Below are 24,610 nucleotides of genomic sequence, written 5' to 3' on the forward strand. Positions count from 1 at the left end.
CCTTATCTTTGAATAATATCACTTGCTGCAGTCATAAAAGTAATTAAATTATTGAATAGTTGCCGGTTATTTATATTAGTAGGCAATTCCAGCAACACAACCATTCTCTTAGATGGAGTCAAGTTGATTTTAGCTTTAAACGAAACATGTTCCAGTGCTTTAAAAATATTTGGTCCTTTTAGTTCATCAGAAGCTGCTCTTGCAAATTCGATTTTTATCTGATTGGCACTTATTTTGGTAATATTGCGTACTTGGGCCAAATCAGCCTCGGATTTTAATGCGGAAATTGCCAATAAATTTTCAACCGGTTTTGGATAATTTCCAAAACGATCAATCAATTCATCCTGAATTTGCACTATGTCAGCAGCACTTGCGGATTTTATCTTCTTATAAAATTCAATTTTTTCCTCTTGGTCACCAATATAATTATCTGGAATATATGCTTCAAGACCCAAATCAATTTCAGTATTGCTCTTTTTGACTTTCTTCTTAGTCTTACGATTTTTAATAGCATCAGCCAGCATTTGAGAATATAGATCGTAACCAACACTATCAATGAAGCCGTGTTGCTGTGATCCTAACATATTGCCGGCACCGCGGATAGCTAAATCTCGCATCGCTATTTTAAAGCCGGAACCCAGTTCAGTAAAATCACGTATTGCGTCTAAACGCTTTTCACCAATTTCTGTTAGCACCTTGTTAGGTTGATATAAGAAATAAGCATAAGCTAAACGGGCGCTGCGACCAATCCGACCACGCAATTGGTAAAGTTGACTCAAGCCATAATGATCAGCATTCTCAACAATCATAGTATTAACGTTGGGCATATCAATACCTGTTTCAATTATGGTGGTAGTGACTAAAATATCAAATTCACGGTTTAAGAAACGATATAAAATATCTTCCATCAAGTTCTTACTCATCCGACCATGCACACTGACAATTCTTGCCGTAGGAATTAAGTTTTCTAGTTCAGTAACCACATCATCAATATCCCCCACACGATTATGCAGGTAAAACACCTGACCGCCGCGTTCCATCTCCCGCAAGCAGGCATCTTTAACCACACTTGGGATTTGCTCCATTACATAAGTTTGAATGGGGTACCTATTAGAAGGGGGCGTCTCCATAACTGAAAGGTCGCGCACACCAACCATAGACATGTGCAAAGTCCGCGGAATAGGCGTAGCGGTCAATGTAAGAACATCAATATTAGCTTTTAATTCCTTTAGCCTTTCTTTATGCTTCACCCCAAATCGTTGCTCCTCGTCAACTATCAGCAAGCCCAAGTCTTTGAATTGCACATCTTTTGACAATAACCTGTGTGTGCCAACTACTAAGTCAATTTTACCCGTCTTTAAACCTGCAGTAATTTTTTTAGCTTCAGCTGGAGTTTGAAAACGGGACAAGACAGCATAGTTAACAGGAAAATTCTTAAAACGGTCCTGAATGGTTTCATAATGTTGTTGCGCCAAAATAGTAGTAGGCACCAAAAATGCTACTTGTTTATTATCTTCAATAGCTTTAAAAGCTGCCCTGAGCGCTACTTCGGTCTTGCCAAAACCCACATCCCCTACTAGTAAACGGTCCATGGGTTTATCTTGCTCCATATCATGTTTTATTTCTTTAATTGACCGCAACTGATCCGGCGTTTCCACATAAGGAAAAGCATCCTCAAATTGGCGCTGTAAATCATCATCTTTTGAAAAGGCAAACCCTTTTTCCGATTCTCTTTTAGCATAAAGATCAATTAATTCATCGGCAATATCTTCAACTTTCGACTGTACACGACTTTTAGTCTTAGCCCATTCACTGCCGCCGAGTTTGTTGACGTGTGGTCTTTTACCTTCTGAAGCGACATATTTTTGCACCAACTTCAACTGGTCAGCCGGAACAAATAATTGATCGCCATGCTGATAGGTAATGGTAATGTAGTCGCGTTTGACCCCGTTATTTTCTAAAGTCTTGATCCCTTCAAAGCGACCAATACCATGATTAACATGAACAACGTAATCTCCCGGTTTTAGTTCCGTATAACTACGCAATCTTTGCGCATTTTCTAAAGTTCTAATTCTGCGATTGTGATGAGTTACTTTATTAAAAAGCTCGTGTTCAGTTAAATAAACTAAATTATTATTAGGTAAGGTAAAACCACTAGTAAAAAAGCCCACTGTAATTTGGGTCTGTTTTTCACTTAAATCGCCAGGGTTTACTATTGGAACATCCATACCAAATTCAGCCATTGTTTGACTGATTTGCTTAGCTCTTTTATTATTGTCAGCTTGCAAAATAACGGTCTGACCCTTTTTTTGAAATGATTCGATTTCAGACTTAATCAGGGGCATTTGACTGAAGAACTGTTCGGGTTCTCTAGTTTGCCAGTCAAACAACTGACCCAGTTTTATTCTACCGATACTGCGTTGAAATAATGAAAAGTAGATATGATTATGCTCATCTTTGCCCCAGACCTTGTGAAAATCGCTCCTCAAACTCTGTCCGGGAATCATCGCACCAGTCTTTAACTCATCATCAATAAAGCCCTGATTCTGCTGATCCACCGTCTTAACGGCTTGATTTATTAATGGCCAATCGTCTAACATTACCAAACCAGTATTTGATAAGTAGTCAAGTAAACTGCGCGGCTTGTCAATTAAAAAATCAACTAAAAAAGCGTAATTTTGGGGCAAAAAGCCATTATCTAACTCAGCTAAAGCGTCAGCAAAATGCTCACTGACATTTTTTTCAGGTGCAGGAGCATCTGCCACTGCTTTTCTGATCATCTTAGCAGCGCGCTCAAAGTCGCTTTTAGTAAAAACACGGTCCTGAGCTGCAGATACAAATAAGTGATCAATTTGCTTTTGGCTTCTTTGACTGGCAAGATCAAATTCCTTGATAGTGTCAATTTCATCACCAAAGAATTCTATTCTCACGGGACTTTCACGATCAAGAGGATAAATATCCAAAATATCTCCTCGTAATGCGAATTCACCCGGCTTCGCAACCAAATTTTCTCGCCGAAAACCCGCTTGAACTAACCAACTTGTTAATTCAGATAAATCGAATTCTTTTCCCGACTTAAATTCACGTCTTGCTGCTTGGTAGTCTGTTGGAGCAGATAATTTATATTGCAAAGCTTGGGGAGTAACGACCACCACGCCCTTTTCTGCACTCAGCAAAAAATTTAAAGCCTGAATACGGCTGCTCAACTCATCTGGTGAGGTAACAGCAGTTTGGGTCGCAATTGTAGCATCAACTGGAAAAATCTGCACGCTTTCTTCAGGCAAAAGCTGGACTAATTCACTATAGATTTTCTGAGCCTTATTCTCGTTTTCTTCCAGTAAAATTATCGGTCTTGCCAGTGTCATTACAATCTGGCACAAGAGCATGTCAAAAGCACCGGCATTAGCACCGGTGATTAGTGAATTTTTAACTGTAGTCGTTCTATTAATAAAATCTGTCAGATCATGATCTTTGGCTATTATTTCTGTTAAACGCATTTTAATTGTATTTGTTCATCAAATATTGGCTGCTCTTTCCGGCTATGAAATCAGAAATAACTTCACTGGCCGTGACATAAGCAGTGTCCATTAACTTTTGTTGTTCGGTATTAAACTGTGAAAGTACCCAAGAAACTACACTCGCTTCTGTCACGTTATCTGGGTGTCTGATACCAATTTTCAGGCGGTTAAAATCACTGGTACCTAAATCACGAATAATACTCTTAATACCATTATGACCGCCTGACTTGCCATTTGCACGGATACGGATTTTACTTAAAGGCATGTCCATGTCATCATGAATTATTAGTATGTCTTGCGGGTTAACCTTAAAGAAACGGGCAAATTGCGCCACCGAACGACCAGAATCGTTCATAAAAGTTTGTGGCTCAAGCAAAATAACATCATTGCCAGCAATTTTTTGCTTGGTATATTTGCCTTCGAACTTTTCCCGTTCTAAAGTTAAAGAATTTTTTTGTAAAAAATAATTTAAAGCCATAAAACCGGTATTATGTTTCGTGCCGTCATATTTTTTGCCTGGATTGCCCAGACCTGCTATAATTTTCATCTAAATTCCCCTTATTTTTAGTCGTATTTAATGATAGCACAATCACAACGCTTGATTTTGGCAAAGACTATTACACTTTAATTTCATTGCATAAAATAAGCTTTTTAAATTAAGTAGCACGTGCTAAAATTTATTTAATTGATGATTTTATTTTCATTTTTATTTAATCATTATTCTTTTTATGATATAATCATTGAGATTTATTTTTTTACGGAGGCAGTTTCATGCTTATCAAATCTTTAGTTATTAAAAAAGATTATTTAACTACAGTTAACGAACACGCTACTCTTGAAGAAGCACTTAAAATTTTAGAGGATTCTGGCTTCAGATGTGTGCCAATTTTAGATGATACTGGTACTATTTTCCGCGGTAATATTTACAAGATGCATATATACCGCCATAAGTCACAGGGTAATGACATGAACTTGCCGGTAACTTATTTATTAAAAAATGCTACCAAAACAATAAAAGTTAATTCGCCATTTTTTAAAGTTTTCTTCACAATTAAAGATTTGCCCTACATTTCGGTTTTGGATGAAGAAAATAAGTTTTATGGGATACTAACTCACTCAAGATTACTTGATATGTTGTCAGATGCTTGGAACATTAAAAACGGTTCTTATGTCTTAACAGTGTTAACTGATAATTCACGTGGTAATTTAGCTAAAATGACCAGAATCATTAGTAAGTTCTCTGCCATTGCCGGTGTTATGAGTTTAGATGCTTCAACAGCGGGTAAAAGTGATAATTCTGTCAGACGCATTTTATTTACTTTGCCTGCCGGTGTAGGCGAGGACACACTAAAAGAAATCGTTAAAAGACTTGAGCGCAAAGGCTATGTGGTTGCTGAAATTGAAGATCTGCAAGCAGGAATGACATTAATGAGTGATGAAAATCCTGGCGTTTACGTTAACCAAGACGAAAATAACTAATTAAAGACATAAAAAACATTGCAAGAAGTGCAATGTTTTTTTAATTATAATATTTGCGGGGCAAGCGGTCATCAAGTAGGCAAGCCACTTCATAATGAATACTGTCAACATAATCAGCAGCTTTTTTGATTGAATTAGGCGCTGCCGGATTATTAGAAATCAGAACCACTTTAGTTCCCACTGCCATTTCATAGGGTAATAGCACCATAAGTTGATCCATGCAGACCCTGCCAACAATTGGACAAAATTCGTTACCAACTTTAATCTTGAAGCCTTGAAATTTACGGATAAAGCCGTCAGCATAGCCCACTGGTACCGTGCCAATAATTTGATCCTTATCAGCGATGTAAGTTGAACCATAGCCGACGCCCTGTCCTTGATGTATTGTGTGGACCTGAACTAATTCACTCACAAATGATAGTGCCGGCTTCAACTTAATTTGAACTGGTAAATCAGGACTTGTAGGGTTTGAAGAAGGGTTTAGACCATAAATTCCAATACCAAAGCGTACCAGATCGCTATGAACTTTTTTATTAAAAACACTAGCAGCAGTATTATCAACGTGAATCCATCTTGGTTTTACTTTAAGTAACTTTTTAAAGTGTGTAAATCTGTCAACTTGACCTTGAAAATAAGTATCATCTGCACTATCAGCTGAAGCAAAATGGGTGAACATCCCCTCAACATCAAAATTGGGATTATTTAATAGAAAATCATTTGCTGCATTAAATTCACTATCTTCGCTAAAACCAATACGCCCCATGCCTGAATCAACTGCCAGATGAATTTTTAACTGTAAATTATTTCCTGCAAGGTTAGTTTGTACGTCTTTGAGCCATTTTAAACTGGGAACAGTCAAAGAAATACCGTTAGCTGCAGCAAGAGCCGCATACTCAGGTTGGGTCACGCCTAATACTAAAATTGGCGCAATTATTCCTGCCCGCCTAAGTTCTAAAGCTTCGTCTAGTATAGCAACACAAAAGCCGCTGGCTCCTGCTTTTACAGCTTCTTGGGCAATTCTGACTGCACCATGACCATAGGCATTAGCCTTTACTACGGCAAATAATTTCTGCCCAGGCTGCAGGTGCTTAATTTCTTGTTCAATATTTTGTCTAATTGCAGCTAAATCAACATATACAGCTGCCGGTCTATGGAATCCTGGAACCATTTTTACTTCTCCAACACAATTAATGTTACTATTTCATGACGATCGTGGCTGATACTTGGAAAAATCTTGCCGGTAAATTTGCTAGATGTTGTAACTGGGTGCCCCAATTCATCCCACAAAGTTTCAATATCCTGTAAGCCTACACCTTTACCAAAACCTATGCCTAAAGCTTTTACAAAAGATTCTTTAAGGGAAAAGCGGCCACCTAAATATTCAACTTTCCGTTTTCCAGCTAGTTTCTCATACTGTGCAAATTCGTTTGGCGTTAAAGCCTTGCGGGCGAAGTTATCACCTTTAGCGACAATTTTTTTGACCCGTTCAACTTCAACAACGTCTATACCGACTCCAACAATCATTTTATTTACCTCTTAGTATAGAAATTATAATATTAAAAAAGAGTTGTAAATTGTTGCAACCCTTTTTTAGTAAAATCGTTAATCTTTTTTGTTCTTAATCACAAAATTATGACCATTGCCGGATCTCCTTGAATGTCCGCCGCGATAACTTCCACGGCTGCGGCTGCTGCCACGATAACCGCCGCGACTATTCTTACCACGATTATAACGACCACGGCCTCTGCCACCACGACCATTGCCCTTATACGGCAATGGTTTTTCGGAACTAATCTTAACTTCAACACTGGAAGAATCCTTAGACAAGTTTTTAAGAAAAGCAGAAACTAAATCAACCGCAGAATAATTTTCTAATAACTCGTCCGCATCATCAGTATATTTAGATAAGTCCTCTTTCATGATATCTTCAATCTTGGACTTTGCGACTTTAAGTTGACCGCGCAACGCTTGATCATCAGATGGTGGACGCAGCGGTGTCATTTTCTTCTTAGTCAGCTGTTCAATTGTTCTCATGTAGCCAATTTCATTTGGTGTAACAAAAGTGATTGAGCAACCATTTTGACCAGCACGTCCAGTACGACCGATACGGTGAACATAAGAATCAGGATCTTGAGGAATATCATAGTTGTAAACATGGGTCACACCAGAAATATCTAATCCCCGGGCAGCCACATCTGTAGCAACTAGGATATCCAACTTACCGGCACGGAATCTTTTTAATACAGTAATTCTACGAGCCTGTGACAAATCACCGTGAATACCGGCAGCATTATAGCCACGTGCTTGCAGTCCTCTTGTGACTTCATCAACTCTACGTTTAGTCCTGACAAAGACTACTGCCAAATCAGGACTTTCAACATCAATCAACCGGCACATTATATCGAATTTTTCTGCATCCTTAGCACGGACAAAATATTGGTCTATTAAATCAGCAGTTAATTCCTTAGTTTTAATGCGCACAATTTCAGGATTGTTCATGAACTTTTCACTGATGTTCAAAATCGGCTTAGGCATCGTGGCACTAAACAACAAGGTTTGTTTGCGATTTTTAACGTAACTTAAAATACTTTCAATGTCTTGGATAAAACCCATGTCCAGCATTTCATCAGCTTCATCTAAAACAATGGTATTAACATTTTCTAAATTAATAGTCTTGCGTTTTAAGTGATCGAGCAAACGTCCCGGCGTACCAACTAAAATAGCCGGCACATGATTTTTCAAAGAGCGAATTTGGCGACCAATATCGGCACCGCCATATACAACCTGTACACGCGCATTTTCATCGCGCCCCAGTCTAAAAAGTTCTTCCTGAGTTTGAATAGCAAGTTCCCTTGTTGGTTCAATAATTAATGCTTGGATTACCTTATTATGTTTATCCAAATTCTGCAAAATCGGCAATGCGAAAGCTGCTGTTTTACCGGTACCGGTTTGAGCTTGACCAATCACGTCCCTACCAGCTAAAGCCAAAGGAATTGTTTGTTCCTGGATTGGCGTGGCTTCCTCAAAGCCTGAACGCTTAATTGCTTTTAAAAGCTCATCTTTTAAACCTAATTCTGAAAATTTCACTAAATTCTCCTTACCTAAGCCGTTCAACTACTTTTTCAAGGTGCATTCCGTGCGAACCTTTTAAGACTACTATGTCGTTTGGCTTAATATCATTTTTTAAATCTGCAATCATGTGTTGCATTTCGTCTTGGGTGTAATAATGCAAATTTTCGGGATCGTAACTGCCTTTTAATGCTTCAGCCAGATGTTTCATTTCTGTACCAAACAGGTAAACTTCATTAATTACCTGCGGGTCTAAACAATCTGCTAACCCAGCATGAAGTGCAGCTGATCTTGGCCCTAGTTCCAGCATATCACCCAAAACGGCAATTCTACGGCTTCCAGCAGGAACCTGAATCTGCCCAAAACTGGTTATCACAGCACGCACGGCAGTAGGATTGGAATTGTAGACATCACTCATAATGTCCTCACCTACATCGCCTTTTTCCCATTCCATTCTGTTTGCGGTCGGGGTAAATTTTTCTAAAGCGCAAGCAATTTCTTCATCGCTTTCACCAAAATGACGTCCGACACAAATAGCAGACAGCGCGTTAGAAACATTATGTTTACCAATCATTGGAATGGAAAATTTACGTTCAGAGTTATTGACTGTAAAAGTAGCATGGTGCTTATAGCTGCGATAACCTGTTGCATAAACTGTATCATTTTTTGCAAAACCAAATGTAACTTTTGCTTGTTTTATTTTAGCAGCTCTTTCACGTAAAAGCGGTTCATCACCGTTATATATTAATTCGCCGTCTTCACGTAAAAAATCCGTAATTTCCATTTTAGCATCTGCAATTCCAGCACGTGAACCAAGAAATTCAATGTGAGCCTCGCCAATCATGGTAATAACAGTGACATCAGGGTGAGTCAATTCACTCAATTGGTGTAATTGCCCAGCATGATCCATACCCATTTCTAAAACCAGAATTTCTGTATTTGGTTTCATATCTAAGATAGTCATGGGTACACCAATTTCATTATTGAAGTTAGCGTCAGTTTTATGGACATTGAACCTTTTAGCTAAAACTGCTGCTGTCATATCTTTAGTAGTTGTTTTACCATTTGAACCGGTAATGCCAACAACAGTAGGATTTACCTTATTTAAATAGTACTGTGCCAATTGCTGCATACTCTTGAGAGGATTTTCTACTTCTAAGACAGCGATATTATCAGGCTTGTTCGGATGACCTTTTTGCCATAATGTCGCACTAGCACCATTACTGATGGCACTATTAATAAAGTCATGACCATCCCGTTCACCTTTTAGCGGTACAAACAAGCCACCCGCAGCGATCTCTCTTGAATCAAAGGCAACAGAAGTAATAACAGTTTGCTCGTTACCCTCACACTTTGAATTAATTGCTTTGGCTATTTCTGCCAGTTGCATTTTCATCTTGTCTCTCCTAGCCAAAAAAGAATTTTTTTGCTAAAGAAGTAATTATACTCCTTAATAAAGTAGTATATCAATTAAGTTTCACATAAAAAAGCAGCCCCAATGGGGCTGCCTTCCACCAGATTGAAGATATTACTTGTTGTTCATGCCATATTTCTTGTTGAACTTTTCGATTCGACCGTCGGCTTGAGCAAACTTTTGCTTGCCAGTATAGAATGGGTGTGAATCTGAAGTAATTTCAACACGGATTAATGGGTAAGTCTTACCTTCGTAATCTACTGTCTCTTTTGATGTTAAAGTTGAACCAGCGACAAATTTTGCACCTGTAGCTGAATCCATAAAGACTACTTGTTGGTAATCTGGATGAATACCTTGTTTCATAATTTATTACTCCTTTGCCATGACTCCTATTGCAAGTCATAGATTAATCGATTAACGTTTAATACCTTATCATCTTTAAAGGTAAATTTCAAGACTTATTTATTATAGCAGCTGGATTAATTTAAAACAATATCGCTAGGTTTAACCTCTTTACCAAAATAAGGTTTTAATTCCTTATTATAATCAGCAATAAAGAACTTTTTCTTAGTTAATTTAGTAATTTCTTTATTAGTCCAGTTTAAAAGCGACTTATTGCCTTTTTTAACTGCGGGTGAAATAAATTGATTAGGCCCAATGTTTTTAATTCCAACCGTGTAATTAGGGTTCTTTTTTACCCAAGCATAGAGATAAGAATTGTCATCTGCTAAAGCAGCAGCGCGGTTGTTTTTAAAAGCATTAAATTGCTGCGTTTTGGAATCAAATTTCAACAAGTCTACGCCGCCTTTTTTGGTGAAATAATTTTCTGCTGTTGTACCCTTGTTGACAATTAAGTTTTTACCCTTTAACTGACTTGCGCTAGTAATTGGGGAATTCTTAGGAGAAACTACACCAACCGATACTTTCATGTATGGTTTAGCAAAATCAACTACTTGTTTACGCTCGGGTGTCACAGTGAAGTTGGCTAAAATTATATCGGCCTTATTTGAATTCAGGGTGTCAACGCGGTTGTTGGCATTAACTTGGGTAAATTTCACTTTAACGCCCATATCTTTAGCCATTTGACGTGCAAGGTGAACGTCGTAACCCACGCGATTGCCGTGATCATCAACCCAACCATAAGGTGGCAGATCGCCAAATACGGCAACTCGTAAAACTCCCCGTTTTTTAATTGCGCTCACACTGCTTTCGTTGGCACTAGTATTGTTACTTGTTCCTGATTTGATACCAAAAAATGCTGCCACAGCTATGATTAAAACTACTAAAATTCCAATGATGATATTTCTATTTCTATTGTTTTTCATTTTCTACTCCTTAAAAATCCATACTCGTGAGAAAATCACGGGCACGATCAGTTTGTGGGTGTGCAAAAAACTCTTTGCCAGAAGTATTTTCTAAGATCTTACCGTCTTCTAAAAATAACACTTGGTCCGCTATTTGCCGCGCAAAGTTCATTTCATGAGTGACGATAATCATAGTCATATGGTCTTTTTTAGCCAAGTCTGCCATGATCTGCAAAACGCCACGAACCATTTCCGGATCCAGTGAAGCAGTCACTTCATCAAAGAGCATGATTTCGGGGTGAAGGGCTAGAGCGCGAACAATTGCAATACGCTGCTTTTGACCACCTGACAATTCTCGGGGGTAGGTATCGACGTATTCGTCTAGTTCCACCCGCTTTAGCAAGCTGATAGCTTCAGCCCTAACCTTTTTTTCAGAACGTTTCTGCACCTTGACCGGAGCGAGCATGATGTTCTCAATCACAGTTAAATTAGGAAAGAGGTCGTAACTCTGAAAGACCATGCCAATTTTTTGCCGCAAAGCTTGCCAAGTTTTACTAGAGCCATTTATTTTTTTGCCTTTAAAGTAAATAGCACCACTGCTAAATGTTTCAAGTCCATTTAAACACCTGATTAGTGTACTTTTACCAGAACCAGATGGACCTAATAAAGTCAGCACCTCACCCTTGTGCAATGTCAGGTTAATATCATGCAGAGCCTGCCAATCACCATAATACTTGTTCAAATTTTCAACTCGTAAAATTTCTTCTGTCATTTTTCCTTACCTCTTTTGCTTGGCAGCTAGGCGCTTAGCCCAAAGGGACAACGGATAATCAATTGCAAAGTACAAAATAAAAATCAAGCCGTAAATCCAAAAAACTGCACTCGGATACTGCTGGTTGTTGGCTTCAATAATCTGCTGCCCAATTGCAATCACATCCATGATGCTGATCAGCATGAGTAGCGATGTGGTTTTAATCACCCGCGTAGCTAAATTTATGGTCGCTGGTAATTCTAATTGCATTGCTTGCGGTAGCAAGATATAACGAAATAATTGATTAGCGCTCAAGCCCAATGCTTGACCGGATTCTTTTTGCGTAACTGGTACTGACTCAATAGCTCCGCGCACAATATCACTGAATTCAGCTGACACCCATAATGAAAAGGCTAAGACTGCCATCCAACTAGCCGGCCAATTGATATGCAAGCTCCGCGGCAAAATGTAATAAACCAGATACAGCAAGACAATAGTAGGAACAATACGGAAAAATTCCAGGTAAGCCCGTAAAATAAAGCGAATTGTTTTATTAGGCAGTGTTCTTAAAATGCCAAGCAAGGTTCCCAGTACTAAACCGATTAATAAACTGAGTGCAGCAATCCAGACCGAAGTCCACAGACCTTGCAGAATCCGCGCAAAATTATTACCAGCAAAGAAGACGTTAATTGCCGAATGTTCCATAACGCACTTTCCTTTCCACAAAATTTAATAGTAAGATTACTGGCACCAAAATAATGGCATAGGCAATGACCAACACGAGAAGATATTCATTTGAGCGATAATACATTCCGATCAAATCCAAAGCAGTGTTAGTCAGTTCAGGAATTGCAATGACTGAAAAAATCGATGTTTCTTTTATCAAAAAAATAATATTAGCCGTTAGGGCTGGCATACTCAAAGCAAAGCCTTGTGGAAAAACAACGTAGCGTGCTAGTTGCAAATCATTCATCCCTAATGCTTTGCCATCATCAATTTGACTTGGACTAACCCCAGCAAAACCACCTGTAAAACCTTCAGCCATGTAGGCTCCGCCCAAGAATACCAGACCGATGATACCGCAAACTTGGGCCGACATTTTTAAGCCAATGACCGGAAAGGCATAATACAAAAAGAACAATTGAATCAAGAGCGGAGTATTGCGTGCAAGCTCCACGTAAACTGTCAAAACTCTACCCAGTATGGGCACTTTAAAATACTGCACCAAGCTGGTGATAATACCAACAAGGATTGAGCACACAATGCCTACACACGATAGCCAAAGGGTTAATTCAAAGGCTTTTAAAAAAATAGGCAAACTCTGTGTAATTATCTGCCAACTCATTTTTTACCTCCCACTTTTATGCAGACGGCCTGATCTCAGAAAAAGAGCATCAAGCACAGTCACAAAAATAAAAAATCTACGAACTATCTTTTCGTAGATTAAATGTCATAATTGCTAGCACTATTGCGACAAGTGAACGACAAAGACCCAACTAGTTTGATCAGGAATAACCATTACTTTTCCTTATTAGTATTTGGTCTCGCCCTTTTTTATTTCACTTCCTTTTTGTTAGCAACTATCAATGTCTCTAATGCTATGCGTTTACTTACTTTTTGTCAATTATTTGAATTGCCTATTCCTTCACAATATTCAAGTTTGTACACAAAAAAAGCGTTAAGCATTTTCAAATAATCTTAAGATGTGCTTAACGCTTTAACAGCATGATTTTTAGCTCTTTTTCAAATGACGAAAAACCGCTTTTGTGCTTTGTCAGAATAAAATTTTTGTTGCTATCTATAAACTGTCATTATTTAGCAAAACATCAACATAATTACACAAAATATCATTAAAAATGTAGAAAAAGGTGTGGTTGCTAAACAAAAAAGAGTTGTCAGCACCGACGTTAGGCAGTACGAAAAGTGCGTTTAACGGTACATCAATGTTTTCATTGGTCGTAACCATGTAGACATTAGCCTTTTTCTCTATTGCACCTCTCATAACAGCATTAGTTAAAATACTGTGACCAGACACTGTATAAACTATAACTACATCATCATTATTAAATAAATACCCAAAATCATTAGCATAATAGATCGAATCCATTATTTGGGCATAAATTCCCAGTGTTTGCAAACTATATTTCAATTGTTGCGCTACCGGACTGGATTTACCAGTGCCAATAATTTTAAGTGGTTTGTGTTCAACAATACTGTTTGCTAACTGCTTAATATCGTTATCTTTTAGTTTTCCTTTTGTTTCAATTTCGCCGATTTTATCCTTATACGTAGTGATTATCTCATGAATAAAATTATTACTGGAAGTGGCCTTATTCCGCATTCTGCGGTTGATAAATTTGATATATTCATATTTAAATTCCGTGTAGCCGCTAAATCCCAGTGCCTTGCAAAACCTTGTAATGGTATTACGTGAGACATTAATGCTCGATGCTAATTTTGCAATGTTTTTTTCAAGAGCAAACCTGGGATACTTGATTAATTTATCAGCTACCTTTCGTTCTTGTGGCGTCAGTTTTTGGTAATTTAATTTGATCAGGGTGTCTAAGTCAAGCATATTTTTCTCCTAATTGATTTTTTGCACAAAATATTTTTAGTTATTGTGCCGTTGCACATGGTTGAATTTAATGATAAAGTTTAGCCAGGATGTTAGCGTTAACAAATATTTGAAAAGTTTAGAGGTTTTTACTATGGAAAGAACAAAGTTATTTCCTAAAAAATTTTTATGGGGCGGTGCCATTTCTGCTAATCAAGCTGAAGGAGCTTGGAATGAAGACGGAAAGGGTCCTTCAACCGCTGATATTATGCAATGTAATGCTACTGATCTGAATCATCTATCAGTTGAACAAATCAATGCGTTTTTAAAAGATCATAATGATCAAAATTATCCTAAAAGGACTGGGATTGATTTTTATCATAGCTATCAGAATGACATTGACTTACTCTCCCAGATGCACATTAATGCTTTTCGCACATCAATTGCTTGGACTAGATTATTTCCCACTGGAAGTGAGTCTAAACCTAATTATAAAGCTGTTAGTTATTACCGTAACTTATTTAAAAATTTACGAGATCACAATATTGAACCTGTTGTTACATTATCACATTATGAAATGCCAATTAAACTAGTAGTTATAAATAACGGTTGGACTAGTCGTGAAGTTATGACAAGTTTTATCCATTTTGCGACAACAGCAATTGATTTATTTCATGACTTGGTAAAATATTGGATACCATTTAATGAAATTGATAGTGTACTAAGGCATCCTTTTGTTAGCGCAGGATTAACATCTAACTTGATTACCAAAAAGAATGAGTACCAAGCTATGCACAATCAGTATGTTGCTAGTGCAAAGATTGTAGAATACGGAAGAAAAATTGATCCCCAAGCACATTTTGGCTGTATGATTACAGGCTTGACTGCGTATCCTTATTCTTGTAAACCGGAAGATGACATGTTGGCGCAACAATTAAGACATTATACTTACTTGTCTGGAGACGTTCAAATAAAGGGACACTATCCTAAATCAACTTATAGGATGTTAACAGAAGATTTAAATTTAGATATCACTAATCAGGACTTAAAAGCAATTGCTACGGGCACCTGTGATTACTTAGCCTTTAGCTATTACATGTCGGTAACAGTTGGAACAGAAAATGATGTAGCCCAAGTAGAAGGTAACACAATTAAGGGTAAAAGCAATCCCTACCTGAAACAAAGCGATTGGGGTTGGCAAATAGACCCTTTGGGATTAAGAATTCTTTGCCAAGATTTATACAATCGTTTTCAAGTTCCCCTATTTATTGTTGAAAACGGTCTTGGGGCACGAGATGTTGTAAATGATGATAAAAAAATTAATGATGATTATCGGATTAGCTATCATCAACAACATCTTGTCCAACTAGAAAAAGTAATTAATGTAGATCACATTGAAGTAATGGGCTATTTAGTATGGGGGCTGATTGATATTGTCAGTTCTTCCACTGCAGAAATGGCTAAAAGATATGGTTTTATTTATGTCGATCGAGATAATAAAGGCAAAGGAACCCAACAACGCTGGCCCAAGAAAAGCTTTTATTGGTATCGTCGAGTAATTGATTCTCAAGGAAAAAATTTGTTTGAGAAAGAAGGAATTGATCATGAATAGCAAAGAAATTGCTCAAGCTTTATTGCCACTAGTTGGCGGGAAACAAAATATAGAAAAAACTTGGCATTGTGCAACTCGCTTACGAGTAATTCCCAAAAACCCAGAATTAATAAATATTGAAAAAATCAAATTAATTTCCGGAGTGATAGGTGTTGTTAAACAGGGAGACCAAATTCAAATAGTCATTGGAAATCGTGTTGATGATGTCTATAATGCTTTTCAAGAATTGATAGCAAATGAAAATGACACCAATTCCGAAACTCAAGAAGTACCCAGAACAAAAACTAAAGAACATACAAATATAATTTCTAAAGTCTTAGGTGCTATTGTAGGTTGCATTACTCCTTTAATACCAGTACTAGTTGCTGGTGGTATGGGAAAATGTTTGATTTTGATTGCTAAAATGGTACATCTCGTATCTGATAAAGATATGACTTATCAAATTCTACTGCTAATATTTGACTCTGCCTTTTATTTTTTGCCAATATTTGTCGCCTTAGCGGCAGCAAAACAATTTAAAGCCAATCCTTATCTAGCAGCACTAGTTGGCTGTGCATTATTAAATCCAACTTTTATTAAATTGGTAGCAAGCGGTAAGCCTTTATCTATCTTCGGACTACCAGTAATGTCCATCAGTTATGGCAGCACCATTATTCCCGCAATTATGGCAATATGGATAATGTCATATATCCAACATTTCTTGGATAAACACTTGTGGAACTCCATTAAACCGTTTATGTCACCATTATTAACCATTCTAATCATAGTTCCGCTAACATTAGTGGTTATAGGACCGGCAATGACAGCAGTGTCATTTGCTTTATCTAAAATTGTCTTTTTCCTAAGTGGCAAATTAGGACCTTTGTCATTGGCCTTATTAGCATTAGTATATCCTTGGATAGTTACAACTGGTATGCACTCAGCACTGGCAATTGCTGGTATCGAAGCAATTAATAAAAACGGTGTAGATCCATTAACTAGAGCTTTAACGCTTATGCATAATATTACCCAAGCATCTGCAACTTTGGCCATTGCGTTCAAGACCAAGAATCCAGAACTTAGAGGTACTGCAATTTCAGCAGGTTTAACAGCACTTTTTGCTGGTATCACTGAACCATGTTTATATGGTGTTACACTCCGTTTGCGTAAACCAATGTATGCATGTATGATTGGCGGATTTTGTGGCGGTCTATATGCCGGCTTTAAGGGACTAAACGCCTATGTTTTTATGACGCCGGGACTAATTACCCTACCAATGTGGATTAATCCAGCAAATCCTAATAACTTAAGTAATTTATGGACCGCTATCATTGCGATGATTATTGCCGCAGCTGTGTCTTTTGTTATGACTTTAGTTTTAGGCTTTGAAGATATACCTAGTAAAAATAAGCAAGCTGCTCAGGCTTTAGCTTAATATATAACAGTATTTTTAGAGCAGAATTTAATTAAAAAATTAGTAACGATTTGACAATAAATTTATAATGCAGTTGCTAATTTAACCACAATAATACCCCCAATTTTTGAACAAATTGGGGGTATTAGCATACAAGCGTGTTTTTATATTTCAGATATTTAGGCTTGGGATTTTTCCTTAATTGCTTCAGCAGACTTTTGCAGCAATTCTTCTTCTTCGGCAGTTAACTGTAAATCAATTTTGTGAACAATTCCTTCACGCCCAACAATGGCTGGATAAGACATATATGTACCATACTTATCTTGGAAACTTGAAACCGGCAATTCAGTGCGGGAATCTGTCAAAACGGCACGGACAATTCTTACAGCAGCGGCAGAAACCCCATAATTAGTGTAATGCTTGCCCATAAAGACAGTTTGTCCACCAAACTTAATTTCATCTTCAAGGTCACTAGGTTTCCATGATTCTGTCTTAACTAATTCTGCTAACGGCTTTTCAAATACTTTAACCGTTGACCAAGCTGTAAATTGTGAATCACCATGCTCACCCAAGGCAAAACCACTTACTGAACGAGGGTCAACATTGAACTTTTTAGCAACAACTTTCTTCATTCTGGCAGTATCAAGTAGTGTACCTGTACCTAAAACATGTTCTTTAGGTAAACCTGTCAATTGTTGGTAAAGACTTGTAATTGCATCTACTGGGTTGGAGATGACAATCAGAATGCCATTAAAGCCACTGCTTTTAATTGAATCAGTAATTGGCTCTAGTTGTTTCTTGTTGTATTCCAATTCTTGGAAACGATCGCCTTTTGTTTCCAAGGATATTTTGCCCAAAGTACTAATAACGATATCAGCATCCTTCAATGCGCTATAATCGTTAACAATAATATTAACGTGATTAGTCAAGTTAGCCATTGCATCTTCAAAGTCAATCGCATCTGCCTTAACTTTACCTTCGTTAACATCAATCATTACCAAATCGTCAACCAAACCCGAAATAATTAACTCATGGGCAACGGTACAACCAACGTGTCCATCACCAATAATACCAATCTTAGTTGTCATAATTAAGAGCCTTTCTTCTTAAAAATCAACTTGCTAACATAGCAGTTAACATAATCTAAACTACATTTATATTATATAGAAATAGGGCTTTCAATAACAGAGGTATATATGTAAAATATTGTAAACTTAATTTTTACCAAAAGAATTGCGCTCACTTAACGAGCTTAATATCTTTAGCAAAAGGGATTGCAGGTTGGGCACCAAACTTTTGCACTGTCAGGGATGAGGCTTTATTTGCAAAAAGAATTGCTTCTTTTAAATTGGTCAAATCCGGTTTGAGGACACTAGTCATAGCGCCAATAAATGTATCTCCAGCAGCAGTGGTATCAATAGCCTTAACTTTAAATGCTGGTATTAATGCGTATTGTCCCTGGTAATCATAAAAAGCACCTTTGGCTCCAATGGTAATAATAACTGTTGCTACACCTTGCTGGTGTAGTTTTGCAGCTGCTTCTTGGGCGGTTTTTTCATCAATTACTTTGATGCCGGTAATTGTTTCGGCCTCAGTTTCATTCGGAGTAATAATGTCGGTCAATTTTAACAAGTCTGCTGGAATTTCAGTCAGCGCTGGTGCTGGATTTAAAATAGTTGTGACACCTTCTGCATGAGCAATTTCGAACCCTTTAATTGTTGCTTCTAGTGGCGTTTCAAACTGGGCGATGAGAAAATCAGAATTGGCGATTAAAGCCTTGTTTTGAACAACTTCATTGGGCCCAAAAGCATAATTAGCGCCAGCATAGATAGTAATTGAATTTTGGCCATTATCATCAACAGTAATAAAAGCTTGACCTGTAGATTCATGAGGCGCAGTAATGATGCCAGAGGTGTTGATGCCTTCTTTTTTGAGCAAATTAAGCATTTCACTGCCTGGTGCGTCATTGCCAACACCACCAATAAAACTAACTTTGCAACCTGATCTGGCAGCCGCTACTGCCTGATTGGCACCCTTACCCCCGGCTGCTGAATAATGACCAGTGGCGTGAATCGTTTCTCCCGGTTTAGGCATTTTCCTTACCCGTAAATTGGTATCTAAATTGATACTGCCAATAACAGTGACTCTATTCATTTTTTTACTCCTTTAAAGACAATTTTGGACTTTTTAAACCAAATAATAACATATTCAAACTGCCTTTCAACCACATCTGGCTATTGCACTTTTTCAGCAAATTTTTATTTAAAATTAGTTAAGCCACCCTAACTGAACTTTTTATTTTAACGGAGAAAGAATATAATATTTCTTATATTTAAATGAGCAAGGTAAAAATATGAAAAGACAACTTAACTTTTTCGCCGCTTTAGCCACAGTCATGGGCACCATGATAGGCGGAGGCGCTTTTTTTAAAATCGCTAATGTATCAGCATTAACACATAATGCTTGGCTAAGTATAATCGTGTGGCCTCTTGCGGGTTTTATCACACTGATGGCTGGCTTAACTATAGCCGAGCTGGCGTCAGTTTATCCTAAAGATGGTGGCCCAGTCAGATACTTGGAAGAAATTTACGGTCCTAAAGTAGCTTTTCTTTTCGGTTGGTCCTTAATAATTATCTATTACCCTGCTAATATTGCAGCCCTTTCGATTGTTTTCGCTACGCAACTAAAGGAAATACCGCACTTTAAGGACTTATCAACTACTGTGATTGCTTTAATTGTCATGTTGACTATTCTGTTAATTAATTGGATAGGATCAAAATTAAGTGGTCAAGTACAAAAAATCACTTTAGTCATTAAGTTACTGCCGATTGCTGCCATTATTATCTTTGCTTTGTTTTATAGGGGCCCCAATCAGTTAGCGGGAGCGCCGGCACCGCATATTACTTCTTCTTCCGGTGCAATGGCTTTTGGCCAAGCATTGCTTGCCGTTCTTTTTGCTTACGATGGCTGGCTAAGTATTGGTAATTTGGCTAGTGAAATTAAGAACCCGGCAAAGACATTAGCGAAAGCTATCATTTGGGGACTTTTTGGCGTCACTATTTTTTATACTCTTCTTAATTGGAGTTATGTTAGGGTTATTCCGTGGTCAAAAGTTGTGGGTAATCAAACAACTGCCTTACTTACTGCAAAGAAACTCTTTGGTAGTGTGGGCGGTACGCTTGTTGCCACTGGAATTCTAGTTTCTGTATTTGGCGCGATCAACGGTCACCTGCTTCTTGGTTCCAGAATGCCGTATGTTTTGGGCAGAGAGAACAAATTACCTGCTGCTAAATTTTTTAGCAAGTTGAATAGTAAAACCATTGTTCCTACAAACAGTATGATTTTTGAATGCGCAATCGCTACAGTAATGATCTTTTCCGGAACGTTTGACTCATTAACTAACATGCTTGTTTATGTTTCCTGGATATTTTCAATCTTATTATTTTTAGGTGTTCTTATTTCACGTAAAAAGCAACCAGATATTTTGCGACCATATAAAATGCCGTGGTATCCTTTACCACCTTTATTAGCCATTTGTGGAGCGTTATTCATCGTCATCACAACCACATTAACTCAACCGGTCCTGGCACTTATTGGCATTCTGCTTACACTGAGCGGTTGGCCGGTATATGTTTATGTGCAAAAAAGAAATCGAGGTCAGAAAAAAAGCTAGAATAGTTATGTATTTGAATTTAAAAAGATTATTTTTAAGTTCATCATTTTATATAGACAAGTTCTGCAATTTTATAGCTTAACGATAATAAAATTGCAAAACTTGTATCGAGTCTATGCCTTGTTATTGGTATAAAATCATACCAAATTTCAGCTACGACTTAGTATAAATGTTCACTTAAAGATAATATTTTTCTTTGTATTCTTTCTGTTTTTATTAATTTTAATTTACAAAAATAATCATAATTAAAACTAAATTTCATATCACCATATTAACTTCCTTTTATTTTATACTTCCATTCTAAATAGAGTATCAAGTGCTAAAAAAATTGCCAAAACAAAAATTTTTAGTTAGCTAAAAAAGCACTATATAGGCATTTATTTAAAAAATAGGGAGAATTTAATAAATCATAACAAATTAAAAATTTTTTATTCTCAGCTTTGCTTTTACCATCATGTTTATATGGTGTGCCCCATTATATTAATCACTACTTACGGTACTAAGTCATCAATAATAAAAAGTATTATGATCTTGGAAATGATCAATTCGTAAAAGCCACAAGTGTATCTGGAAATAAGCGCAATTAAAGTATAATGCGTTCATTTACACCAAAAAAGAAAAGAAGAAGTTAAACGTCAGGGTCGTAGGTCGAAAGGTATTGAAGAAAAACAAAAAGATTACCACATAGGATGGTGCAATATAAATTCACAAGAAACTATACTACATCGTTAGCAAAAACCAATTTGTTAAAAAAACAAACTTTTAAATTATAAAATAAAAGCTTCGGAATTTAATGCTGAATTGCAGCTATAAAGCTAGACATTTTATTATTACAAAAGTTCCAATGCACGATTCCGATATTCGATCAGAGTAATATATTTTTGATTGTTTGATAATATAATTGAATCAGTAAAAAAGAACGCAGTATTTACAACATTGCTGGTAGTGAACAGATTTTTATGCTCTTAAGCCACTGCTGGTGCATTATGGTAACAATTACCTTTTCGCGAGGTGTTTTGCATAATCTGCCTAAGCTTGACCTGATAGTTTAATTGAATTATTGAAAAACCTGATTTGAATAAAAAATACGCTGATTTATTATAGATAGCATTTGCTTATGACGATCAAAAATTTTAATGTTCTATTATATTTAGTCATTAAAAAGTGCTTTTAATAGTTAGATCAACGTCTAACTATTAGGAGCACTTCATTATTAATATTATTTTTTTATATTTAACTTCAGATCTTAGATTATATTTTAAAAGATTAATAAATTAGTCTCTTAAAGCTTATACTTATCATTAGTTTGATTAAACTTATTAATTATTTTTTATTAAAGTATTTCCCCAAAATATTCAATAACAATTATCTAATCTTCACTAGTTGCTATGTTAATAATCCATGAGAGCCAGCTTTTAACGGTACGACTTCTTCTTTTTATAGTTTCACCAGAATATTTTGAGTCAAAAATATTTCTCATAACTTTTTGTATTACATATAGGTCAAGATTCATACATTTAATACTTTCTTTGAATGCCTCATTGAAACATTTATTTGATAAAATTTGTTCGATTATAGTTTTATTTCTTATATTTGAATTTGGTAAATTAGCAACTTTTTCTCCAAGAGCCGTCAATTTATATTTAGAGCTTTCTTTTTTAGCAAAGCCCAAATAAACTAGTGCGTTTCCATAATAATCACCTTGTCTCGGATCAAAATCATATTCATCACCAAGCTCTTCCTTAGTTTTAGGTTTCTTTATTCTCTGTAAAATATCTAAAATTCTAGTGAAGTTATCTGCTTGTGGGAAAGGAGTACTATCATTATCATCTTTGTTAGGGCTAGAGTTACTAATTTCCTTTACTGCATCAATATTAATATTTAGATTTTCATCAATAATAAAACTCATTTGCTTTACCAAATAAATACTCGAGTAATTCATAGGTTCGCTAAAATTGTAAATATAAAAAGTATATATATCATCAACATGAGTAAAAAAAATTGGGATTATTTCTTTGTTGGATCCTAAATTTTGATATATTCTATAAGGATAATAAAGCTGTCTAATTATAAAACTATTTGGAAGAATATTTTTCGCCTCTATTACCGCTAATTTATTAAGATTTTCAAATCCTCCATCAATTTCAACTTGACTATTATTTACTTTAAACTCAAAAATCTTTCTAGGTTTACAATGCAAATTAATACGATATTGAAACTTACCCGATCCTAGTCTACCAGTTATTGTACTTACAGCTCGTCCTTCCTCCAGTCCGTCACTATTTAATACTAAATCAATCATACCAGTCATTTGAGCAACATTTAAAGCAACAGCTTCTGATGAAACCTGAAACGAAGGGAATGTTTTAATCCAAGTTGGAAAATGGACAATCGCAGGTTTTATCTCCTTATATTCCAGATCTTTATAGGCATCAAATTTCCCTATTAGATAACTTCCCCTAGAATTTGGTAATATAGTCAAATGATTCTTTTTAAAGATCTTAGGTAAAACGTCTTTTGAATCAAACTTTGTCATTATCCTGGGTTCAACTCTTTTTGCTTTAATTTCTTTGGCAGATATAGAAAAAAAATCATGCTTTTCTATTTTTTCTAAAATCTTATATTCATCAAATAGTTTTTCCCAAACCTCATCTATTTTACTTTCCATTTTCCCTCTTTATTAGTAATTCATAATCAGCACTTCTTCAACTGTACCTCGTCCAGCTTTATTTGAATTTATATTTCTGTTTGCCTCTACCACTTTTATGTTATAAGCTTCATAAAGGCTATTTATTAAAGGTACATTTGAATTAGATATCATGACTTTTACACTTTTTTCAGTTAATTCATCTAAAGTATTTTTTAAACGAATTTGTTCATCACTATTAAACCCGTTAAGTGTATATCCAACAAAGCTCTGTTTATCATCAGATTGTGGAGCATACGGTGGGTCAAAATAAATAAAGTCACCTTTGCTAGCGTTTCTAATTGATTCGTAATAATCACCGTTCAGAATCGTCACATCTGCTTTACTTAAATATTTTGAAACCGCCATTAAAACTTCTTTATTAACTATTGCAGGATTTTTATATCTTCCATAAGGCACATTTATTTGTCCTTGTGAATTAACTCTAAATAATCCATTAAAACCAGTTTTATTCAAATAAATAAACCTAGCAGCTCTTTCTACTGAGGAACGCTTTTGAAGTTCTCCATTTCTGTCCCATTCTCTAATTTGATAATAATATTCCTTACTGTTATTTTTTTGATGATCATTAAGTAAACTTATCAACTCTAAAACATCATCTTTAACTATTTTATATGCGTTAATTAGTTCTTCATTAAAATCATTAATTACAACTTTTTTCCTCTGAAGGTCTAAAAAAAGTGCCCCTCCACCAACAAATGGTTCATAATATGTTTTTATTTTTGAAGGCATATTTTTCTTTATAACCGGAAGTAATTGTCTTTTCCCTCCTGCCCATTTAACAAACGGCTTAACAAAGATGTTTTTCCTAGCACTCATTTTTTCTCCATTTATCTTTCCGAACATACATTCTTATTTAAAAGTATTATATATCTTTTCTTTGGTTGTAACAAGTGTAATCATTAAAATTACTTTATAACATATAAAATTATATTAATTTATATTATAATATAAGCTCTATTAAGACATTTTATATTTATTATATCATCATTATAAGATGGTTCCTTATAATACATGATTTTTACTTTAGCTCACTTTAGCTCTTAGAATAGAAGTAAGCTAATAGCTGATGAATATTCTTTCAGTATCAATATCTATGCTTCAAATAAGTAAATTAAGCTGCTTATTTAAAAGGC

Annotated in this window: 21 protein-coding genes; 5 read left to right on the plus strand and 16 right to left on the minus strand. The window is 36.1% G+C overall.

Features of this window, described 5'->3' with window-relative positions:
- Positions 1-2: 2 nt before the first annotated feature.
- A complete protein-coding gene (gene mfd, locus JF73_RS06630; RefSeq protein WP_046327501.1) occupies positions 3-3,497 on the minus strand; it encodes a transcription-repair coupling factor in 3,495 nt (1,164 codons plus the stop codon).
- 1 nt (position 3,498) lies between these two features.
- The gene (gene pth / locus JF73_RS06635; RefSeq protein WP_046327502.1) at positions 3,499-4,065 is read right to left on the minus strand and encodes an aminoacyl-tRNA hydrolase; all 567 of its coding nucleotides are present in this window, start codon (positions 4,063-4,065) and stop codon (positions 3,499-3,501) included.
- Positions 4,066-4,289: 224 nt separating this feature from the next.
- On the opposite strand from pth, the gene cbpA reads away from it, so the two are divergent.
- Positions 4,290-4,997, plus strand: a complete 708-nt coding sequence (gene cbpA, locus JF73_RS06640) for a cyclic di-AMP binding protein CbpA (protein ID WP_046327503.1) — start codon at positions 4,290-4,292, stop codon at positions 4,995-4,997.
- Between the two features lie 40 nt (positions 4,998-5,037).
- Here cbpA and alr read toward each other — a convergent pair whose 3' ends face one another.
- The 10 genes from alr to JF73_RS06690 form a co-directional block, all read right to left on the minus strand.
- Positions 5,038-6,165 carry an alanine racemase gene (alr, locus tag JF73_RS06645; protein ID WP_046327504.1) on the minus strand — a complete coding sequence of 376 codons (1,128 nt, stop codon included), beginning with the start codon at positions 6,163-6,165 and terminating at the stop codon, positions 5,038-5,040.
- A gap of 2 nt (positions 6,166-6,167) precedes the next feature.
- A complete protein-coding gene (gene acpS / locus JF73_RS06650) occupies positions 6,168-6,521 on the minus strand; it encodes a holo-ACP synthase (protein ID WP_046327505.1) in 354 nt (117 codons plus the stop codon).
- Between the two features lie 78 nt (positions 6,522-6,599).
- On the minus strand, positions 6,600-8,084 hold the full coding sequence (cshA, locus tag JF73_RS06655) for a degradosome RNA helicase CshA (protein WP_046327506.1): 1,485 nt from the start codon (positions 8,082-8,084) through the stop codon (positions 6,600-6,602).
- A gap of 10 nt (positions 8,085-8,094) precedes the next feature.
- Positions 8,095-9,462: a UDP-N-acetylmuramoyl-tripeptide--D-alanyl-D-alanine ligase gene (locus JF73_RS06660; RefSeq protein WP_046327507.1), complete on the minus strand. Its 1,368-nt coding sequence runs from the start codon at positions 9,460-9,462 to the stop codon at positions 8,095-8,097.
- Positions 9,463-9,594: 132 nt separating this feature from the next.
- On the minus strand, positions 9,595-9,843 hold the full coding sequence (locus JF73_RS06665; RefSeq protein WP_038523835.1) for a type B 50S ribosomal protein L31: 249 nt from the start codon (positions 9,841-9,843) through the stop codon (positions 9,595-9,597).
- A 116-nt stretch (positions 9,844-9,959) separates the two neighbouring features.
- Entirely contained in the window at positions 9,960-10,805 is an 846-nt protein-coding gene (locus tag JF73_RS06670; protein ID WP_046327508.1) for a transporter substrate-binding domain-containing protein, read from the minus strand.
- Between the two features lie 10 nt (positions 10,806-10,815).
- Entirely contained in the window at positions 10,816-11,556 is a 741-nt protein-coding gene (locus JF73_RS06675; RefSeq protein ID WP_046327509.1) for an amino acid ABC transporter ATP-binding protein, read from the minus strand.
- Positions 11,557-11,562: 6 nt separating this feature from the next.
- Complete coding sequence (locus JF73_RS06680; RefSeq protein ID WP_046327510.1) at positions 11,563-12,240, minus strand: amino acid ABC transporter permease; 678 nt, start codon at positions 12,238-12,240, stop codon at positions 11,563-11,565.
- Positions 12,221-12,880, minus strand: a complete 660-nt coding sequence (locus JF73_RS06685) for an amino acid ABC transporter permease (protein ID WP_046327511.1) — start codon at positions 12,878-12,880, stop codon at positions 12,221-12,223. Before JF73_RS06685 ends, JF73_RS06680 begins: the two co-directional genes overlap by 20 nt.
- 453 nt (positions 12,881-13,333) lie before the next feature.
- Positions 13,334-14,110 (minus strand): MurR/RpiR family transcriptional regulator, encoded by a 777-nt coding sequence (locus tag JF73_RS06690; RefSeq protein ID WP_046327512.1) that lies wholly within the window; start codon positions 14,108-14,110, stop codon positions 13,334-13,336.
- Between the two features lie 133 nt (positions 14,111-14,243).
- Here JF73_RS06690 and JF73_RS06695 point away from each other — a divergent pair, with 133 nt between their 5' ends.
- The gene (locus JF73_RS06695; protein WP_046327513.1) at positions 14,244-15,701 is read left to right on the plus strand and encodes a glycoside hydrolase family 1 protein; all 1,458 of its coding nucleotides are present in this window, start codon (positions 14,244-14,246) and stop codon (positions 15,699-15,701) included.
- Positions 15,694-17,115 (plus strand): PTS transporter subunit EIIC, encoded by a 1,422-nt coding sequence (locus JF73_RS06700; RefSeq protein ID WP_046327514.1) that lies wholly within the window; start codon positions 15,694-15,696, stop codon positions 17,113-17,115. The genes JF73_RS06695 and JF73_RS06700 overlap by 8 nt, the downstream gene beginning before the upstream one ends.
- Before the next feature lie 158 nt (positions 17,116-17,273).
- On the opposite strand, the gene JF73_RS06705 is transcribed toward JF73_RS06700, so the two are convergent.
- Together JF73_RS06705 and rbsK are read right to left on the minus strand one after the other, a co-directional pair.
- The gene (locus JF73_RS06705) at positions 17,274-18,182 is read right to left on the minus strand and encodes an L-lactate dehydrogenase (protein ID WP_046327515.1); all 909 of its coding nucleotides are present in this window, start codon (positions 18,180-18,182) and stop codon (positions 17,274-17,276) included.
- 151 nt (positions 18,183-18,333) lie between these two features.
- Positions 18,334-19,248, minus strand: coding sequence for a ribokinase (rbsK, locus tag JF73_RS06710; RefSeq protein WP_046327516.1), 915 nt, complete (start codon positions 19,246-19,248; stop codon positions 18,334-18,336).
- 199 nt (positions 19,249-19,447) lie between these two features.
- On the opposite strand from rbsK, the gene JF73_RS06715 reads away from it, so the two are divergent.
- Positions 19,448-20,767, plus strand: coding sequence for an APC family permease (locus JF73_RS06715; RefSeq protein ID WP_046327517.1), 1,320 nt, complete (start codon positions 19,448-19,450; stop codon positions 20,765-20,767).
- Positions 20,768-21,273: 506 nt separating this feature from the next.
- Positions 21,274-21,354: a hypothetical protein gene (locus JF73_RS09970; protein WP_179853390.1), complete on the plus strand. Its 81-nt coding sequence runs from the start codon at positions 21,274-21,276 to the stop codon at positions 21,352-21,354.
- 782 nt (positions 21,355-22,136) lie between these two features.
- Here the strand turns inward: JF73_RS09970 and JF73_RS06720 are convergent.
- Both JF73_RS06720 and JF73_RS06725 read right to left on the minus strand, forming a co-directional pair.
- On the minus strand, positions 22,137-23,435 hold the full coding sequence (locus JF73_RS06720) for a type II restriction enzyme (protein WP_046327518.1): 1,299 nt from the start codon (positions 23,433-23,435) through the stop codon (positions 22,137-22,139).
- A gap of 12 nt (positions 23,436-23,447) precedes the next feature.
- The gene (locus JF73_RS06725) at positions 23,448-24,293 is read right to left on the minus strand and encodes a DNA adenine methylase (protein WP_046327519.1); all 846 of its coding nucleotides are present in this window, start codon (positions 24,291-24,293) and stop codon (positions 23,448-23,450) included.
- Between the last annotated feature and the right edge of the window lie 317 nt (positions 24,294-24,610).

This window comes from Lactobacillus helsingborgensis (assembly GCF_000970855.1).
Taxonomy (GTDB): domain Bacteria; phylum Bacillota; class Bacilli; order Lactobacillales; family Lactobacillaceae; genus Lactobacillus; species Lactobacillus helsingborgensis.

Excerpts from the sequence above, each read along its gene's own strand:
- mfd (WP_046327501.1), bottom strand. The coding sequence starts at position 3,497 with ATGCGTTTAACAGAAATAATAGCCAAAGATCATGATCTGACAGATTTT.
- pth (WP_046327502.1), bottom strand. The coding sequence starts at position 4,065 with ATGAAAATTATAGCAGGTCTGGGCAATCCAGGCAAAAAATATGACGGC.
- cbpA (WP_046327503.1), top strand. The coding sequence starts at position 4,290 with ATGCTTATCAAATCTTTAGTTATTAAAAAAGATTATTTAACTACAGTT.
- alr (WP_046327504.1), bottom strand. The coding sequence starts at position 6,165 with ATGGTTCCAGGATTCCATAGACCGGCAGCTGTATATGTTGATTTAGCT.
- acpS (WP_046327505.1), bottom strand. The coding sequence starts at position 6,521 with ATGATTGTTGGAGTCGGTATAGACGTTGTTGAAGTTGAACGGGTCAAA.
- JF73_RS06660 (WP_046327507.1), bottom strand. The coding sequence starts at position 9,462 with ATGAAAATGCAACTGGCAGAAATAGCCAAAGCAATTAATTCAAAGTGT.
- JF73_RS06665 (WP_038523835.1), bottom strand. The coding sequence starts at position 9,843 with ATGAAACAAGGTATTCATCCAGATTACCAACAAGTAGTCTTTATGGAT.
- JF73_RS06670 (WP_046327508.1), bottom strand. The coding sequence starts at position 10,805 with ATGAAAAACAATAGAAATAGAAATATCATCATTGGAATTTTAGTAGTT.
- JF73_RS06675 (WP_046327509.1), bottom strand. The coding sequence starts at position 11,556 with ATGACAGAAGAAATTTTACGAGTTGAAAATTTGAACAAGTATTATGGT.
- JF73_RS06680 (WP_046327510.1), bottom strand. The coding sequence starts at position 12,240 with ATGGAACATTCGGCAATTAACGTCTTCTTTGCTGGTAATAATTTTGCG.
- JF73_RS06685 (WP_046327511.1), bottom strand. The coding sequence starts at position 12,880 with ATGAGTTGGCAGATAATTACACAGAGTTTGCCTATTTTTTTAAAAGCC.
- JF73_RS06690 (WP_046327512.1), bottom strand. The coding sequence starts at position 14,110 with ATGCTTGACTTAGACACCCTGATCAAATTAAATTACCAAAAACTGACG.
- JF73_RS06695 (WP_046327513.1), top strand. The coding sequence starts at position 14,244 with ATGGAAAGAACAAAGTTATTTCCTAAAAAATTTTTATGGGGCGGTGCC.
- JF73_RS06700 (WP_046327514.1), top strand. The coding sequence starts at position 15,694 with ATGAATAGCAAAGAAATTGCTCAAGCTTTATTGCCACTAGTTGGCGGG.
- JF73_RS06705 (WP_046327515.1), bottom strand. The coding sequence starts at position 18,182 with ATGACAACTAAGATTGGTATTATTGGTGATGGACACGTTGGTTGTACC.
- rbsK (WP_046327516.1), bottom strand. The coding sequence starts at position 19,248 with ATGAATAGAGTCACTGTTATTGGCAGTATCAATTTAGATACCAATTTA.
- JF73_RS06715 (WP_046327517.1), top strand. The coding sequence starts at position 19,448 with ATGAAAAGACAACTTAACTTTTTCGCCGCTTTAGCCACAGTCATGGGC.
- JF73_RS06720 (WP_046327518.1), bottom strand. The coding sequence starts at position 23,435 with ATGGAAAGTAAAATAGATGAGGTTTGGGAAAAACTATTTGATGAATAT.
- JF73_RS06725 (WP_046327519.1), bottom strand. The coding sequence starts at position 24,293 with ATGAGTGCTAGGAAAAACATCTTTGTTAAGCCGTTTGTTAAATGGGCA.